General features: G+C 60.8%; 17 protein-coding genes. 16 read left to right on the forward strand and 1 reads right to left on the reverse strand.

Annotation, left to right across the window (positions count from 1 at the left end):
• Positions 1-110 precede the first annotated feature (110 nt).
• The 3 genes from U5G49_RS09050 to eno all read left to right on the forward strand — a co-directional run bounded on the left by U5G49_RS09050 (position 111) and on the right by eno (position 3,370).
• Positions 111-1,007 carry a VOC family protein gene (locus U5G49_RS09050; RefSeq protein ID WP_193446864.1) on the forward strand — a complete coding sequence of 299 codons (897 nt, stop codon included), beginning with the start codon at positions 111-113 and terminating at the stop codon, positions 1,005-1,007.
• On the forward strand, positions 1,004-1,849 hold the full coding sequence (gene kdsA / locus U5G49_RS09055) for a 3-deoxy-8-phosphooctulonate synthase (protein WP_193446865.1): 846 nt from the start codon (positions 1,004-1,006) through the stop codon (positions 1,847-1,849). Before U5G49_RS09050 ends, kdsA begins: the two co-directional genes overlap by 4 nt.
• 246 nt (positions 1,850-2,095) lie before the next feature.
• On the forward strand, positions 2,096-3,370 hold the full coding sequence (gene eno, locus U5G49_RS09060) for a phosphopyruvate hydratase (protein ID WP_193446866.1): 1,275 nt from the start codon (positions 2,096-2,098) through the stop codon (positions 3,368-3,370).
• A gap of 62 nt (positions 3,371-3,432) precedes the next feature.
• Here eno and U5G49_RS09065 read toward each other — a convergent pair.
• A protein-coding gene (locus tag U5G49_RS09065; protein ID WP_370090368.1) for an IS3 family transposase occupies positions 3,433-4,799 on the reverse strand; the annotation gives its coding sequence in 2 pieces (ribosomal slippage) (positions 3,433-4,322 and positions 4,322-4,799; 1,368 coding nt in all).
• 150 nt (positions 4,800-4,949) lie between these two features.
• Here U5G49_RS09065 and U5G49_RS09070 point away from each other — a divergent pair.
• The 13 genes from U5G49_RS09070 to U5G49_RS09130 all read left to right on the forward strand — a co-directional run bounded on the left by U5G49_RS09070 (position 4,950) and on the right by U5G49_RS09130 (position 15,284).
• On the forward strand, positions 4,950-5,270 hold the full coding sequence (locus tag U5G49_RS09070; RefSeq protein WP_018241902.1) for an FtsB family cell division protein: 321 nt from the start codon (positions 4,950-4,952) through the stop codon (positions 5,268-5,270).
• Positions 5,271-5,414: 144 nt separating this feature from the next.
• The gene (gene pdhA / locus U5G49_RS09075) at positions 5,415-6,461 is read left to right on the forward strand and encodes a pyruvate dehydrogenase (acetyl-transferring) E1 component subunit alpha (protein ID WP_012757327.1); all 1,047 of its coding nucleotides are present in this window, start codon (positions 5,415-5,417) and stop codon (positions 6,459-6,461) included.
• Between the two features lie 15 nt (positions 6,462-6,476).
• Positions 6,477-7,862: a pyruvate dehydrogenase complex E1 component subunit beta gene (locus U5G49_RS09080; RefSeq protein ID WP_193442118.1), complete on the forward strand. Its 1,386-nt coding sequence runs from the start codon at positions 6,477-6,479 to the stop codon at positions 7,860-7,862.
• Between the two features lie 15 nt (positions 7,863-7,877).
• Positions 7,878-9,239, forward strand: coding sequence for a pyruvate dehydrogenase complex dihydrolipoamide acetyltransferase (locus U5G49_RS09085; RefSeq protein WP_028731993.1), 1,362 nt, complete (start codon positions 7,878-7,880; stop codon positions 9,237-9,239).
• 19 nt (positions 9,240-9,258) lie between these two features.
• A complete protein-coding gene (locus tag U5G49_RS09090) occupies positions 9,259-9,900 on the forward strand; it encodes an SGNH/GDSL hydrolase family protein (RefSeq protein WP_018241905.1) in 642 nt (213 codons plus the stop codon).
• 2 nt (positions 9,901-9,902) lie between these two features.
• A complete protein-coding gene (locus U5G49_RS09095) occupies positions 9,903-10,484 on the forward strand; it encodes a GNAT family N-acetyltransferase (RefSeq protein ID WP_193442120.1) in 582 nt (193 codons plus the stop codon).
• Between the two features lie 16 nt (positions 10,485-10,500).
• On the forward strand, positions 10,501-11,949 hold the full coding sequence (lpdA, locus tag U5G49_RS09100) for a dihydrolipoyl dehydrogenase (protein WP_028731991.1): 1,449 nt from the start codon (positions 10,501-10,503) through the stop codon (positions 11,947-11,949).
• Between the two features lie 76 nt (positions 11,950-12,025).
• Positions 12,026-12,280, forward strand: a complete 255-nt coding sequence (locus U5G49_RS09105; protein WP_003539329.1) for a GlsB/YeaQ/YmgE family stress response membrane protein — start codon at positions 12,026-12,028, stop codon at positions 12,278-12,280.
• 20 nt (positions 12,281-12,300) lie between these two features.
• The gene (locus U5G49_RS09110; protein ID WP_012757333.1) at positions 12,301-12,549 is read left to right on the forward strand and encodes a GlsB/YeaQ/YmgE family stress response membrane protein; all 249 of its coding nucleotides are present in this window, start codon (positions 12,301-12,303) and stop codon (positions 12,547-12,549) included.
• Positions 12,550-12,595: 46 nt separating this feature from the next.
• A complete protein-coding gene (gene lipA, locus U5G49_RS09115) occupies positions 12,596-13,567 on the forward strand; it encodes a lipoyl synthase (RefSeq protein ID WP_003559117.1) in 972 nt (323 codons plus the stop codon).
• Positions 13,568-13,635: 68 nt separating this feature from the next.
• Complete coding sequence (locus U5G49_RS09120; RefSeq protein WP_193442122.1) at positions 13,636-14,184, forward strand: P-loop NTPase family protein; 549 nt, start codon at positions 13,636-13,638, stop codon at positions 14,182-14,184.
• Positions 14,185-14,225: 41 nt separating this feature from the next.
• Entirely contained in the window at positions 14,226-14,822 is a 597-nt protein-coding gene (locus U5G49_RS09125; RefSeq protein WP_193442124.1) for a P-loop NTPase family protein, read from the forward strand.
• A 9-nt stretch (positions 14,823-14,831) separates the two neighbouring features.
• Complete coding sequence (locus tag U5G49_RS09130; protein ID WP_193442126.1) at positions 14,832-15,284, forward strand: type II toxin-antitoxin system RatA family toxin; 453 nt, start codon at positions 14,832-14,834, stop codon at positions 15,282-15,284.
• The last annotated feature ends 14 nt before the right edge of the window (positions 15,285-15,298 follow it).

A 15,298-nucleotide genomic window follows, 5' to 3' on the forward strand; every position in this document is an offset into this window, starting at 1 on the left:
TTGGCGCCAACTCGTTGAGATTTTTATTTTCATTCGCCGGATTGGGACACATGTCTTGCATTGAGGGGCGCGCCATCGCACATCTCTTGCCGTTTCCAGGAGAGGATATCATGAACGAGCGTTCCGCCAAGCCGCACCCGCTGGATCATGTGGTGCTGCCCGTCGTCAATATCGATCTGGCGCGCGAGAGGCTTGGCAAGCTCGGCTTCACCGTTGCCGCCGATGCACGCCATCCCTTCGGAACGGAAAACGCCTGCGTCTTTTTTGCCGACAAGACCTATCTGGAGCCGCTCGGGATTGCGAGTGTCGAGGAGAGCGAGGCCTCAGCGCGGCAAGGCAATGTTTTCACGGCCCGCAACCGGGCCTTCCGCTTCCGCTGCGGCGAGGAGGGGCTTTCGGGGCTTGCTTTCGGCAGTAAGGATGCCGGCGTCGATCATCAGAACTTCGTCGGCAACGGATCGAGCGCCGGCGAGATGCTGCAGTTCACCCGGCCGATGAGGATGCCGGACGGTTCTGAGAGCATCGCCGGCTTCAAGCTGGCTTTTGCCGGCGACCTGCGAGCGCCCGATCTGTTCCTTTTCAGCGTCGAGCGCGTCAATCCGCTGCCGGCCGACCGCGGCGCGCTGGAGACGCATGCCAATGGCGTCACCGGCATTGCCGAGATCGCGCTCTGCGCGCCTGATGCTGCCGCATTCGGAGCCTTCGTCGGCCTTGCCGTGGCGCAGGCGGCAGTCGAGAAAACCGGTTTTGGCGTTAATATTGCTGCGTCGAACGCGAAAATCAGCCTGATGACGCCGGAAGGGCTGGAAGCCTATTTCGAGATCGCCGGCTCATCCGCCGATCGCGGCCTGCGTGGCCGGGCAATCCTCTTCATTGTCGCCGATCTTGCCGTGACAGAAGCGCATTTGGCTGCTAACGGGGTGACATACACGCGCAAGAACAATCGCATTCTGGTGAAGCCCGCGCCCGGGCAGGGCACGCTCTTCGCCTTCGAGGAGACACGATGAGCACTGAGACGAATTCCGAAGTCAAGATCGGCGAAGGCCAAGGCCAGGTCACCTTTTCCAATACCGGCCGCCTGTCGCTGATTGCCGGTCCCTGCCAGATGGAGAGCCGCGACCACGCCTTCATGGTTGCCGGTACGCTGAAAGAGCTTTGCGCAAAGCTCGGCATCGGCCTCGTTTACAAGAGCTCTTTCGACAAGGCGAACCGCACCTCTCTTTCGGCTGAACGCGGCATCGGGATCGAAAAGGGCATGGAGGTCTTTGCTGACCTCAAGAAGGAATTCGGCTTTCCTGTCCTGACCGACGTTCATACCGCCGAGCAATGTGCGGAGGTGGCAAAGGTCGTCGACGTCCTGCAGATCCCGGCCTTCCTTTGCCGCCAGACCGACCTTCTCATCGCCGCCGCCAAGACCGGCCGCGTCGTCAATGTCAAGAAGGGCCAGTTCCTCGCTCCCTGGGATATGAAGAACGTCCTGAAGAAGCTCAACGCCAGCGGCAATCCGAACGTGCTGCTGTGCGAGCGTGGCGCCTCCTTCGGTTATAATACGCTGGTTTCCGACATGCGTTCGCTGCCGATCATGGCGGCGATGGGCGCGCCCGTTATCTTCGATGCGACCCATTCCGTTGCGCAGCCGGGCGGGCAGGGCGATTCCTCCGGCGGTCAGCGGGAATTCGTGGAAACACTGGCGCGCGCAGCAGTGGCTGCCGGTATTGCCGGCGTCTTCGTCGAAACCCACCAGGACCCCGATAATGCACCTTCGGACGGCCCCAATATGGTCTATCTCAAGGACATGCCGCGGCTGCTTGAAAAGCTGCTTGCCTTCGATGCGGTCGCCAAGGTTTGACGTTCAACAGCCTGACATGATCGTGCTATAGGCATGTCGCGAAAAAGTGTGCAGCGGTTTTGCGACAATGACATGCGGAAAGCCAAAGACCTAAAGCGTGGCAAGCGAATCTGAAAGATCGCGACGCGCTTTAGGCGAGATCCGAACGCTTTCGAAGGCTGGAAATTGCAGCATTGTAATTTGCACGCCTTCGACTAAGACAGGTTTCGAACCGACTTATCACCACCCACCGAGCAGGAAGAACCCATGACTGCAATCACCGATATCATCGCCCGCGAGATTCTCGATAGCCGTGGCAACCCCACCGTCGAAGTCGATGTCTATCTCGAAGATGGCAGCATGGGCCGCGCGGCCGTTCCCTCGGGCGCCTCGACGGGCGCGCATGAGGCGGTCGAACTGCGCGACGGCGGCAAGCGCTACCTGGGCAAGGGTGTCGAAAAGGCGGTGGAAGCCGCCAACACCGAGATCTTCGACGCGATCGGCGGCATCGACGCCGAAAACCAGATCCAGATCGACAACATCATGATCGAGCTGGACGGCACGCCGAACAAGTCGCGCCTCGGCGCCAACGCCATCCTCGGCGTGTCGCTCGCCGTCGCCAAGGCTGCTGCCCAGGCGTCCGGCCTGCCGCTCTACCGTTATGTCGGCGGCGCTTCCGCCAGCCTGCTGCCGGTGCCGATGATGAACATCATCAACGGCGGCGCCCACGCCGACAATCCGATCGATTTCCAGGAATTCATGATCCTGCCAGTCGGCGCCGATTCGATCGCCGAAGCCGTGCGCATGGGTTCGGAAGTCTTCCATACGCTGCGCAAGGAACTTGCCGCGCAGGGCCATAACACCAATGTCGGCGACGAAGGCGGTTTCGCACCGGGTCTGAATAGTGCTTCGGAAGCTCTCGACTTCATCATGAAGTCGGTCGAGAAAGCCGGCTACAAGCCGGGCGAGGACATCTACCTCGGCCTCGACTGCGCCTCGACCGAATTCTTCAAGGACGGCAGATACGTTCTCGAAGGGGAAGGCCGCACGCTGGAATCGGGCGCCATGGCCGAATATCTGGCTGAGCTCGCCGCCAAGTATCCGATCATCTCGATCGAGGACGGCATGGCCGAAGACGATTGGGACGGCTGGAAGACGCTGACCGACCTGACCGGCAAGAAGACCCAGCTCGTCGGCGACGATCTCTTCGTTACCAACTCCGCCCGTCTTCGCGACGGCATCCGCATGGGCGTCGCCAACTCGATCCTCGTCAAGGTCAACCAGATCGGCTCGCTGACGGAAACGCTCGATGCCGTCAACACGGCGCACAAGGCGGCCTATACCGCCGTCATGTCCCACCGCTCCGGCGAGACCGAAGATTCGACCATCGCCGATCTCGCGGTCGCCACCAACTGCGGTCAGATCAAGACCGGCTCGCTGTCGCGTTCCGACCGTCTTGCCAAGTACAACCAGCTGATCCGCATCGAAGAGGGCCTCGGCCCGCAGGCTCAGTATGCCGGCCGCTCGATCATTCGCGGCTGATCGGATCTGATGTTCAATGGTTTAACCCGCGCCTTTGAACTGACCCCAATAAGTTGGACGGTTTAAAGGCTGGTTAGATTTAAGGGCTGAGTTCTGTATTGCACAGGGCTCAGCCCTTTGAGTTTCAACTTGATGCGCTGATGATTGTAGTAGTGGATGTAGTCGTCGATGCCGTCTTTCAGGCTTTTGATGCTGACGAAGCGATTGGGATGAAAGAGCTCGGATTTAAGGGTGGCAAAGAAGCTTTCCATGGCGGCGTTGTCGAGGCAATTGCCTTTGCGTGACATGCTCTGGGCGATGCCGCATTTTTGAAGCTGTCGCTGATAGGCTGGCATCTGGTAGTGCCATCCCTGATCGGAGTGCAGGATCGGCTTGTCATTGCTCCCCAGCCGGCTCAAGGCTTTGTTCAACATGCTTTCCACCAGTTTGAAGACCGGCCTTGTGGTCGTCTCGTAGGCGATGATCTCGCCATTGTAGAGGTCCATGACCGGCGAGAGATAGAGCTTCTCGCCGGCGACCTTGAACTCGGTGACGTCGGTGACCCATTTCTGATTGGCTGCCTGCGCAGTGAACTGCCGTTTGACGAGGTCGGGGGCTGTGCGCCCGACGTCACCTTTGTAGGAGCGGTATTTCTTCGGCCGTACCAGCGATTTCAATCCCATCTCGACCATCAGGCGCTGGACCGTCTTATGATTGACCGTCTGCCCGAGCTGGCGGATCGCCGCCGTCACCCGGCGATAGCCGTAGCAGCCCTTGTGAGCCTCGAAGATGGCTTTGATCCTGTCCTTGAGCGCAGCATGCCTGTCGGCCAGCTGCGACATCCTTTGCCGGTAGTAGAACGTGCTGCGGGAAAGGCCCGAAAGCTTCAGCACGTCGTCAAGCGGATAGAGTGGCCTTAACGCCTGGACGACTTGCGCTTTTTGAGCGCTGGTTGCTTGCGCGTTAAGGCCTCGAGTTTTTTTAGGTAGTCGTTCTCCATGCGCAGATAGTTCAGTTCCGACAGCAGTTCTTCGCGGCTCTTCGCCTCGTCGCTCTGCAAAGCTTGCGGCTCCCGGGGGATCGGCGGCTCGGACATCGATCGGGGGCCTCCTTTGCGGCGTGAGGTCAGTGCATCAATCCCACCAGTCTCGTAGCGTCGCTCCCAATCCGAAAGGCAACCCTTATTGCGGATGTCGAACAGCGCCGCCGTCTGGCGGTAGGAGAGCCCATCCTTCCACATCCGCTGGAGAACCGATAGCTTGAATGCTGCATCGTAGTGGCTGAACTTCTTCGCAAGACCTGGAACCCCATGCGCCTCATAGCTTGCTACCCATTTGCGAACCGTCCCATGGTCTACCGCGAAGTGCGCGCCGACCTCCCGAGCACTACGCTCGCCCTTCTCATAAAACTCCACAACAGAAAGCTTAAAAGCCAGGCTGTGATTGGACATGCAAAACCCCCGAAGGTGGATGTCCAACTTTCGGGGGTCAGTTCACTTCCCGGCGCGGGTTTTTTATTGCCCGGTTTTTAGAGTCAACGAACGGTTAATCTCTGCGCGTTAGATTGAACGAATTGGTAATGCGTTCAAGAGCATGCGTGTATGTGGACAAAGCATCATAAGAAGAGAAAGATCGGTCGCTTCGTCATTCCGGCCATGACGGTCGCCTTCCTCTCCTATTTCGGTTATCATTGCATCCATGGCGATTACGGCCTGCGCGCAACGGAGACGTTCGAGCATCAGCGTGTCGCGCGTGAAAAAGAGCTTGCAGTCTTGAAGGCGAAGCGCGAACATCTGGAAAATCAGGTCGCGCTCCTCAGTGACGGCTCGCTCGACAAGGATATGTTGGACGAAAAAGCGCGTTATCAGCTCAACATGTCGCGTGCGGACGAGATCGTCATATTCAACCATTATTCCAATTAACCGAAAACAGGTTAATTGGAATTTTCATAGTTCTTCCAATAATTTAGCAGCGAATACGAGCCATGCAATTATGGCATTGCTGTGGTCATATTTCTTCCCTATGGTACGCCCACCAAGAAACGACAAACCCATAGGGAGGGTTGAATGGCGCCGCGAAAGACCGCGACCGTTTCCAGCCGCAAAACTGCAGCAAAACCGGCAGCCAAAGCATCGAATGGAGGCCCTGTAGCCGACTTCGATCGCAATGAAGAGCTCAAGGCCTATCGCGAGATGCTTTTGATCCGTCGCTTCGAGGAGAAGGCCGGCCAGCTTTACGGCATGGGCTTCATCGGCGGCTTTTGTCACCTCTACATCGGTCAGGAAGCTGTCGTTGTCGGCATGCAGATGGCGCAGAAGGACGGCGACCAGGTCATCACCGCCTATCGCGATCACGGCCATATGCTGGCAACCGGCATGGAAGCACGCGGCGTCATGGCGGAACTGACCGGGCGTCGCAGCGGCTATTCCCACGGCAAGGGCGGCTCGATGCACATGTTCTCGAAAGAGAAGCATTTCTACGGCGGTCATGGCATCGTCGGTGCCCAGGTCTCGCTCGGAACGGGTCTTGCCTTCGCAAACCGCTACCGCGGCAACGACAATGTCTCCATCGCCTATTTCGGCGACGGCGCCGCCAACCAGGGCCAGGTCTACGAGAGCTTCAACATGGCTGCTCTCTGGAAGCTGCCGATCGTCTATATCGTTGAGAACAACCGTTACGCCATGGGGACGTCGACCGCGCGCGCCACTGCGCAGTCGAACTACTCGCTTCGTGGATCCGGCTTCGGCATCCCCGGCATTCAGGTCGACGGCATGGACGTCCGCGCCGTCAAGGCTGCGGCCGACGAGGCGCTCGAACATTGTCGTTCCGGCAAGGGCCCGATCATTCTCGAAATGCTGACCTATCGTTATCGCGGTCACTCCATGTCCGACCCGGCGAAATATCGCTCCAAGGACGAAGTGCAGAAGATGCGCTCCGAGCATGACCCGATCGAACAGGTCAAGGCTCGCCTCGTCGAAAAGGGCTGGGCTTCCGAAGACGATCTGAAGGCGATCGACAAGGATGTCCGCGATATCGTCGCTGACAGTGCCGATTTCGCCCAGGCCGATCCGGAGCCGGATGCATCCGAGCTCTATACCGACATTCTGCTCTAATCGGGGAGGGAACCCATGCCTATCGATATCCTCATGCCCGCCCTCTCTCCGACCATGGAAGAAGGCACACTGTCCAAATGGCTGAAGCAGGAAGGTGACAAGGTCACCTCCGGCGACGTGATTGCCGAAATCGAAACCGACAAGGCGACGATGGAAGTCGAAGCCGTCGATGAAGGGATCATCGGCAAGCTGCTCGTCGATGCCGGCACTGAAGGCGTCAAGGTCAATACCAAGATCGCCGTTTTGCTGCAGGACGGCGAATCCGCTTCGGACATTTCCGCCGCCAAGCCCGCCGCCCCGGCAGCGCCCGCCGTTGCTCAGGAAGAGAAGCCGACCAACACCGGTTCCGCCTCCGCGCCGCTTCCGGCCGAGCCGAAGGCTGTCGTTCCGAACGACCCCGAAATCCCGGCCGGCACTGAAATGGTGTCGACGACCGTGCGCGAAGCGCTCCGCGACGCCATGGCCGAAGAAATGCGCGCCGACGAAAACGTCTTCGTCATGGGCGAGGAAGTCGCCGAATACCAGGGCGCTTACAAGGTCACGCAGGGGCTGCTGCAGGAATTCGGCCCCCGCCGCGTCGTCGATACGCCGATCACCGAGCATGGCTTTGCCGGCGTCGGCGTCGGTGCCGCAATGGCCGGCCTTCGCCCGATCGTCGAATTCATGACCTTCAACTTCGCCATGCAGGCGATCGACCACATCATCAACTCCGCCGCCAAGACGCTCTATATGTCCGGCGGCCAGATGGGTGCTCCGATCGTCTTCCGCGGTCCGAACGGTGCTGCGGCTCGCGTCGGCGCCCAGCACAGCCAGGATTATGCAGCCTGGTACAGCGCTATTCCCGGCCTGAAGGTCGTCATGCCCTATACGGCATCCGACGCCAAAGGCCTGCTGAAGGCTGCGATCCGCGATCCGAACCCGGTCATCTTCCTCGAAAACGAAATTCTCTACGGCCAGCACTTCGACGTGCCGAAGCTCGACAATTTCGTCCTGCCGATCGGTAAGGCCCGCATCCATCGTCCGGGCAAGGACGTCACTGTGGTCTCCTTCGGCATCGGCATGAGTTATGCGACCAAGGCTGTCGCCGAACTCGAGAAGATCGGCATCGACGTCGAACTGATCGACCTTCGCACCATCCGCCCGATGGACCTGCCGACTGTCATCGAATCGGTGAAGAAGACTGGCCGTCTGGTCACCGTCGAGGAAGGTTATCCGCAGTCCTCCGTCGGCACCGAAATCGCCACCCGCGTCATGCAGCAGGCCTTCGACTATCTCGATGCGCCGATCCTGACGATCGCAGGCAAGGACGTTCCGATGCCTTACGCCGCCAATCTCGAAAAGCTTGCCCTTCCGAACGTCGGCGAAGTGGTCGATGCGGTGAAGGCTGTTTGCTACAAATAAGGGGAGGGTGTTTCGATGCCGATCAATATCACGATGCCCGCCCTCTCTCCGACCATGGAGGAAGGCAATCTTTCCAAATGGTTGGTCAAGGAAGGCGACAAGGTCAAGTCTGGCGATGTGATCGCCGAGATCGAGACCGACAAGGCGACGATGGAAGTCGAAGCCGTCGATGAAGGCACGGTCGCCAAGCTCGTCGTTGCCGCCGGCACCGAAGGCGTCAAAGTCAATGCGTTGATCGCGGTTCTCGCCGCCGATGGCGAAGATGTCTCCGCTGCCGCAAGCGGTGCGGGTTCCGCCGCCCCAGCGCCGAAGGCAGACGGTGCAGCCGCGCCGAAGGCCGAAGCTGCACCGGCTCCGGCCCAGTCCACTCCGGCTGCGGCACCTGTAACCGCCGCCGCGCCGGCCTCGGTTTCATCGGATGGCAGCCGCACCTTCTCTTCGCCGCTTGCCCGCAGGTTGGCCAAGGAAGCCGGTATCGACCTTTCGGCAGTCGCAGGCTCCGGCCCGCACGGCCGCGTCGTCAAGAGCGACATCGAAGCCGCCGTTGCCGGCGGTGGCGCCAAGGCTGCTGCTGCGCCCGTATCCGCTGCCGCCCCGCAGGCTGCCGCGCCGGCTCCGGCCGCCGCTGCACCGAAGGGCGCGTCCGAAGAAGCCGTGCTCAAGCTCTTCGAACCGGGCTCTTACGAGCTCGTGCCGCATGACGGCATGCGCAAGACGATCGCCAGGCGACTGGTCGAATCCAAGCAGACGATCCCGCATTTCTACGTCAGCGTCGATTGCGAGCTCGATGCGTTGCTGGCGCTGCGCGCCCAGCTGAACGATGCGGCTCCGCGCAAGGACAACGCTCCGGCCTACAAGCTCTCGGTCAACGACATGGTCATCAAGGCCATGGCGCTGGCGCTGCGCGACGTTCCGGATGCCAACGTCTCCTGGACCGACAGCAACATGGTCAAGCACAAGCACGCCGATGTCGGCGTCGCCGTCTCGATCCCCGGCGGCCTGATCACCCCGATCATCCGCAAGGCCGAGGAAAAGACCCTGTCGACAATCTCCAACGAGATGCGCGATCTCGGCAAGCGGGCCAAGGATCGCAAGCTGAAGCCTGAGGAATATCAGGGCGGCACCAGTTCGGTCTCGAACATGGGCATGATGGGCGTGAAGAACTTCGCAGCCGTCGTCAACCCGCCGCATGCGACGATCCTCGCGGTCGGCGCCGGCGAACAGCGGGTCGTCGTCAAGAAGGGCGAAATGACGATTGCCACCGTGATGTCCGTCACGCTCTCGACCGACCATCGCTGCGTCGACGGCGCGCTCGGCGCCGAGTTGCTCCAGGCCTTCAAGGGCTACATCGAGAACCCGATGGGCATGCTTGTCTGATAGCGGCGCGGAGGCGGAAATGACCAAGACCGTTCTTTGCTATGGTGACTCGCTGACCTGGGGTTATGACGCCGAGACGATCGGCCGTCATGATTACAAAAATCGCTGGCCGAGCGTGCTTCAGGCAGCGCTCGGCCATGAGGCGCGCGTCATCGCCGAAGGCTTGAACGGTCGCACCACCGCTTTCGACGACCATCTCGCCGATTGCGACCGCAATGGTGCGCGCATCCTGCCGACGATCCTGCAGACGCATGCACCGCTCGACCTCGTCATCCTTCTGCTCGGCACCAATGATATGAAGCCGGTCGTGGCAGGCTCGGCCTTTGCCGCCTGCCAGGGTATCAGCCGCCTCGTGCGGCTGATCCGCAATCATGCCTGGCCCTTTGAATTCGATGGGCCGGAGATTCTGATCGTGGCGCCGCCGGCGATCCGCGCGACGGGCAACGTGCCCTTCGCCGCATCATTTCCCGGCGGTATCGAGGAATCGGCGAAGCTTGCAACGCTTTATCGTGATCTTGCCGACGAACTCGGTTGTGGCTTCTTCGATGGCAATTCCGTCGCCAAGACCACGCCGATCGATGGCATTCACCTCGATGCGGACAATACGCGTGCGCTCGGACGCGGGCTGGAATCGATCGTGCGGATGATGCTGGGGATCTGACCATGGCCTCCTTCATCGCCGTCCGGCAGGCCTCACGGCGGGATGCCTCGGAGCTGGCGATTCTGGCGGATATCGCATCGCGCGGGTTTGCCTCCTGGCTCTGGTTTGCCGGTGTGGAAAACGGCGTGAGCGATACGCCGCTGGAGCGGGGCCGGCTGAAGATGAGCGAGGAGGAAGCCGTCGGCGGCTGGCGGGATGCCGTCATTGCCGAGGCCTATGGCGAGGTCGCAGGTGTGGCGATCGGCCATGCGCTGGGTGAGGGGATAGGCGATATCGAGGCGACGATTCCGGCAACCGCACCGATGCTCGCCTTGCAGAAAACGGTTGTGGGAAGCTGGTTCATCGGCAGTCTCGGCGTCTATCGCCATCTGCGCGGCATCGGCATCGGACGCAGGCTGCTGGACGATCAGATCGAAAGGGCCGATCGGCGGCCCGTCAGCCTGATCACCGCAAGCGACAACGAAGCGGCTTTGTCGCTTTATGGAAGAAACGGATTCCTGGAGGCTGCGCGCGCCGATGCCGTGCCGCTCTTCGAAAACAGCAAGAGACACGCGTGGGTGCTCATGACCCGCAGCGCAGCATAACAAAGGCAGGAAACACATGGCTGAATCCTACGACGTCATCATCATCGGCTCGGGTCCCGGCGGCTATGTCGCTGCCATCCGTGCCAGCCAGCTCGGCCTCAAGACCGCGATCGTCGAGCGCGAGCATATGGGCGGCATCTGCCTGAACTGGGGCTGCATCCCGACCAAGGCGCTGCTGCGCTCGGCCGAGGTGCTCGACCACGCCAATCACTTCAAGGATTTCGGCCTCGTTCTCGAAGGCACGGTCAAGCCGGATGCCAAGGCCGTCGTCGGCCGCTCGCGCGCCGTCTCCGCCCGACTGAATGCCGGCGTCGGCTTCCTGATGAAGAAAAACAAGATCGACATCATCTGGGGCGAAGCGAAGATCACCAAGCCCGGCGAGATCGTTGTCGGCAAGTCGACGAAGCCCGTTGTCGAGCCGCAGCATCCGCTGCCGAAGAACGTCAAGAGCGGCGAGGGCACCTATACCGCCAAGCACATCATCATCGCGACCGGCGCCCGTCCGCGCGCGCTGCCTGGCATCGAGCCGGATGGTAAGCTGATCTGGACCTATTTCGAGGCGCTGAAGCCGGATGTGCTGCCGAAGTCGCTGATCGTCATGGGCTCAGGCGCGATCGGCATCGAATTCGCCAGCTTCTATCGCTCGATGGGCGTCGATGTGACCGTCGTCGAAGTCATGCCGACCATCATGCCGGTCGAGGATGCCGAGGTAACGGCGATCGCCCGCAAGCAGCTTGAAAAGCGCGGCCTCAAGATCTTCACCAGCGCCAAGGTCACGAAGGTCGAGAAGGGCGCCGGCAGCGTTACCGCCCATGTCGAGACGGCTGATGGCAAGGTGCAGCAAATCACTGCCGACCGGCTGATTTCGGCCGTCGGCGTTCAGGGCAATATCGAAAACCTCGGTCTCGAGGCGCTCGGCGTCAAGACCGACCGCGGCTGCGTCGTCATCGACGGCTACGGCAAGACCAATGTCGCCGGCATCTATGCGATCGGCGATGTCGCCGGCCCACCGATGCTGGCGCACAAGGCCGAGCATGAGGGCGTCGTCTGCGTCGAAAAGATCGCCGGCCTGCCGAACGTCCATCCCACAGACAAGGGCAAGGTCCCGGGCTGCACCTATTGCAATCCGCAGGTCGCCTCTGTCGGCATCACCGAAGCGAAAGCCAAAGAGCTGGGCCGCGACATCCGCGTCGGCCGCTTCTCCTTCGCGGCGAACGGCAAGGCGATCGCGCTCGGCGAAGACCAGGGCATGGTGAAGGTGATCTTCGACAAGAAGACCGGTGAACTGCTCGGCGCCCACATGGTCGGCGCCGAAGTCACCGAGCTCATTCAGGGCTTCGTCGTGGCGATGAACCTCGAAACGACCGAGGAAGAGCTGATGCACACGATCTTCCCGCATCCGACCGTGTCCGAAACGATGAAGGAAGCGGTGCTCGATGCTTACGGCCGTGTGCTGAACGCTTGAGAATTTCCGAAGCTGCCCTTTATGTCCGGAGTGGAAAGCCACGCCGCTAGGGTGGAAAAAACGAAAGGAAATCATCATGTCTATGGAGACGCAGGCGTTGCTGGTATTTTTGCTGATTGGCCTGGTTGCAGGCTTCCTCGCAAGCCTGGTCGTCGGTGGCGGCGGGCTGATAAGATGCCTGCTGAGCGGCATTATCGGCGCCTTCGTCGGCGGTTATCTGTTCAGCGCGCTCGGTATTTCGCTGGGCATTGAAAACGCGCTGGTGGTGCAGATCATCCACGCCACCGTCGGCGCCATCATCGTGGTTCTGATCGCAAGGGCGGTCGCTTGAGGCGTAACTGAGGGCAGGGCATGGAAAGCGTCGGTTGGATTTCGGCAATCATCATCGGTGGGCTTGCGGGCTGGCTCGCCGGCAAGCTGATGGAAGCGCGATACGGGATTTTTCTGAACATCGTGCTCGGCATCGTCGGTTCGGTCGTCGCAAGTGCCGTCCTCGCGCAATTCCATGTCGAGGTGGTCGGCGGACGGCTCGGTTATTTCGTGACGGGTTTCCTCGGAGCCTGCCTGTTGATATTCCTTGCGCGGCTGGTGCGGCGCTAGATCCGATCGATTTGCCGCATAGGGGCGGTAGAAAGCTGAAACTGCAATGGTGACGATCCTCGATACGATCAATCCCGACGCCAAGCGCGTGCGGCATCCCGAGAAGGCGCATCGGCCTGATACGGAAGTCATGCGCAAGCCGGACTGGATTCGCGTCAAGGCGCCGACCTCCAAGGGTTATGCCGAGACGCGGGCGATCGTGAAGGAGCACAAGCTCGTCACCGTCTGCGAGGAGGCCGGCTGCCCGAATATCGGCGAGTGCTGGGACAAGAAGCACGCGACCTTCATGATCATGGGCGAGATCTGTACCCGCGCCTGTGCCTTCTGCAACGTCGCCACCGGCAAGCCGAATGCGCTCGACATGGCCGAGCCGGAGAATGTCGCCAAGGCGGTCAAGGAGATGGGCCTCAGCCACGTCGTCATCACCTCGGTCGACCGTGACGACCTGGAGGACGGCGGCGCCGAACACTTCGAAAAGGTGATCTGGGCAATCCGTGCCGCCTCGCCGATGACGACGATCGAGATCCTGACGCCCGACTTCCTGAAGAAGCCGGGTGCGCTGGAACGCGTCGTCGCCGCCAAGCCCGACGTCTTCAACCACAATATGGAAACAGTGCCCGGCAACTATCTGACGGTTCGCCCCGGCGCCCGTTACTTCCATTCTGTCCGCCTGCTGCAGCGGGTGAAGGAACTCGATCCCACCATGTTCACCAAATCGGGCATCATGGTCGGTCTTGGCGAAGAGCGAAACGAAGTCCTCCAGCTGATGGATGATTTGCGCACAGCCGATGTCGACTTCCTGACGATCGGCCAGTACCTGCAGCCGACGCGCAAGCACCACAAGGTCGAAAGCTTCGTCACCCCCGACGAGTTCAAGTCTTATGAGACCGTCGCCTACAGCAAGGGCTTCCTGATGGTCGCCTCCAGCCCGCTAACCCGCTCCTCCCACCATGCCGGCGACGACTTTGCCCGGCTGAGAGCGGCGCGCGAGAAGAAGCTGCTGATGGCAGCCGAGTAACATCTGGTACTTGCTTTTTGATTGAACCGCGGCGATTTTCGCCGCGGTTTTTCTTTGGGAGGCCGACGATGAACATCACCTCCGGATTGAAATCGACGCTGGTCGAAGCCGACCGTATCCTGGTGATCGGCTGCCCCGGCGGCGGCAAGAGCACGCTCGCAACGCGGCTTTCGCGAGCGCTCGACCTCAACTACATCTCCATGGACCGCGATTTCTGCTGGCTACCGGGCTGGCGAAAGAGGCCGCGCGACGAGATCGACCGCCGGATAGCCGAGGCGGTGGCGGGACAACGCTGGATCATGGATGGAACTGGCCTCAGCTCCTTCCATCTTCGCCTGCCGCGCGCGGACGTCGTCATCTGGCTTCGGCTGCCCAGATATGCATGCCTCTACGGCGCCCTATCGAGAGCATTCCGCTTCTTTGGGCGCAACCGCCCCGAACTGCCTGCCGGCTGCCCTGAACGCCTCTCGCTGGACGCGCTTGCCTATATCTGGAATTTCGAACGGCATGCCGCACCTCTGATCGAGGCAGCACTTCGCGATCACGGGCTTTTCAATTCCACCGTCATCATAAGATCGCGCAAGGCAGCTAACCGGTTCGCCGCTCTTGGCGCTTAAGATCGTGCCGGCGAAACGCATGTCTGGCTCGAGGGAGTTGCATGATGGATCAGAGAGTAGACCTGCCGCCGCGTCAGCAGATCACCGATCTTAAACAGGCTGCGGAGCATATCCGCACAGCCCGCCGCATCCTCGGCATGGGTTGCTCGGGCGGCGGCAAATCCACGCTATCGCTGAAGATTGCCAAGCGCTTCGGGCTTTCCTACATTTCGCTCGATCGCGACGTATTTTGGCTTCCCGGCTGGGTGGTGCGCGACAGGGTCGAGCAGAGAAATATCATCGCCAGCCGGATCCTCGAAGAACGTTGGATCATGGACGGCACGAACCCATCCTCCCTGGACATTCGGCTGCCGCGCTCCGATTTCGTCATCTGGGTCCGCATGCCGCGGCTTCTCTGCATCTGGGGCGCAATCAGCCGGTGGGCGAAATGGATCGGCCGCACTCGGCCCGAAATGGCGCCGGGCTGTATCGAGAAGGTCGATTTGGAATTCCTTCGCTTCATCTGGACCTTCGAGGAGAAATTTGCGCCGCGCCTCGTCGCCGGCATCGCCGCACATGGCCCTGACGTGCCGGTTCTTCAGCTAAAATCCCGCCGCCAGATGCGCGAGCTTCTTGATCTTCTCGGCCGGCCCGATTAATTGCCGCCTATGCCGCAATTCGAAACGCACCGTTCCGTCCCGCATACGCCCGAGCAGATGTTCGACCTCGTCGCCGATGTCGAGCGCTATCCGGAATTCCTGCCGCTCTGCGAAGCGCTGGCCATCCGGAGCCGCAAGGAGCGCGACGGCAAGATCCTGCTCGTCGCCGACATGACGGTCGGCTACAAGGCGATCCGCGAGACCTTCACGACGCAGGTGCTGTTGAACCGGGCCGAGCACGTCATCGAGGTCAAGTATATCGATGGCCCGTTCAAATATCTCGACAATCGCTGGCATTTCGCCGAGACGCCTTCTGGCGGCTGCACCGTCGATTTCTTCATCGACTATGAGTTCAAGAGCCGCATTCTCGGCGCGCTGATGGGCTCGATGTTTGACCGCGCCTTTCGCATGTTCACCGAGGCCTTCGAGACCAGGGCAAACAGGATCTACACGCCGGCTTGACGAGCGAACCCGCG

Source organism: Rhizobium indigoferae (assembly GCF_034554815.1).
GTDB lineage: Bacteria > Pseudomonadota > Alphaproteobacteria > Rhizobiales > Rhizobiaceae > Rhizobium > Rhizobium leguminosarum.

Bases quoted from the DNA above. Each gene is read 5' to 3' on its own strand.
- U5G49_RS09085 (WP_028731993.1), top strand. From the start codon at position 7,878: ATGCCGATCAATATCACGATGCCCGCCCTCTCTCCGACCATGGAGGAA.
- U5G49_RS09080 (WP_193442118.1), top strand. From the start codon at position 6,477: ATGCCTATCGATATCCTCATGCCCGCCCTCTCTCCGACCATGGAAGAA.
- U5G49_RS09120 (WP_193442122.1), top strand. From the start codon at position 13,636: ATGAACATCACCTCCGGATTGAAATCGACGCTGGTCGAAGCCGACCGT.
- eno (WP_193446866.1), top strand. From the start codon at position 2,096: ATGACTGCAATCACCGATATCATCGCCCGCGAGATTCTCGATAGCCGT.
- U5G49_RS09105 (WP_003539329.1), top strand. From the start codon at position 12,026: ATGTCTATGGAGACGCAGGCGTTGCTGGTATTTTTGCTGATTGGCCTG.
- U5G49_RS09130 (WP_193442126.1), top strand. From the start codon at position 14,832: ATGCCGCAATTCGAAACGCACCGTTCCGTCCCGCATACGCCCGAGCAG.
- U5G49_RS09050 (WP_193446864.1), top strand. From the start codon at position 111: ATGAACGAGCGTTCCGCCAAGCCGCACCCGCTGGATCATGTGGTGCTG.
- lpdA (WP_028731991.1), top strand. From the start codon at position 10,501: ATGGCTGAATCCTACGACGTCATCATCATCGGCTCGGGTCCCGGCGGC.
- U5G49_RS09070 (WP_018241902.1), top strand. From the start codon at position 4,950: ATGTGGACAAAGCATCATAAGAAGAGAAAGATCGGTCGCTTCGTCATT.
- kdsA (WP_193446865.1), top strand. From the start codon at position 1,004: ATGAGCACTGAGACGAATTCCGAAGTCAAGATCGGCGAAGGCCAAGGC.
- U5G49_RS09125 (WP_193442124.1), top strand. From the start codon at position 14,226: ATGATGGATCAGAGAGTAGACCTGCCGCCGCGTCAGCAGATCACCGAT.
- U5G49_RS09090 (WP_018241905.1), top strand. From the start codon at position 9,259: ATGACCAAGACCGTTCTTTGCTATGGTGACTCGCTGACCTGGGGTTAT.
- lipA (WP_003559117.1), top strand. From the start codon at position 12,596: ATGGTGACGATCCTCGATACGATCAATCCCGACGCCAAGCGCGTGCGG.
- U5G49_RS09095 (WP_193442120.1), top strand. From the start codon at position 9,903: ATGGCCTCCTTCATCGCCGTCCGGCAGGCCTCACGGCGGGATGCCTCG.
- pdhA (WP_012757327.1), top strand. From the start codon at position 5,415: ATGGCGCCGCGAAAGACCGCGACCGTTTCCAGCCGCAAAACTGCAGCA.
- U5G49_RS09110 (WP_012757333.1), top strand. From the start codon at position 12,301: ATGGAAAGCGTCGGTTGGATTTCGGCAATCATCATCGGTGGGCTTGCG.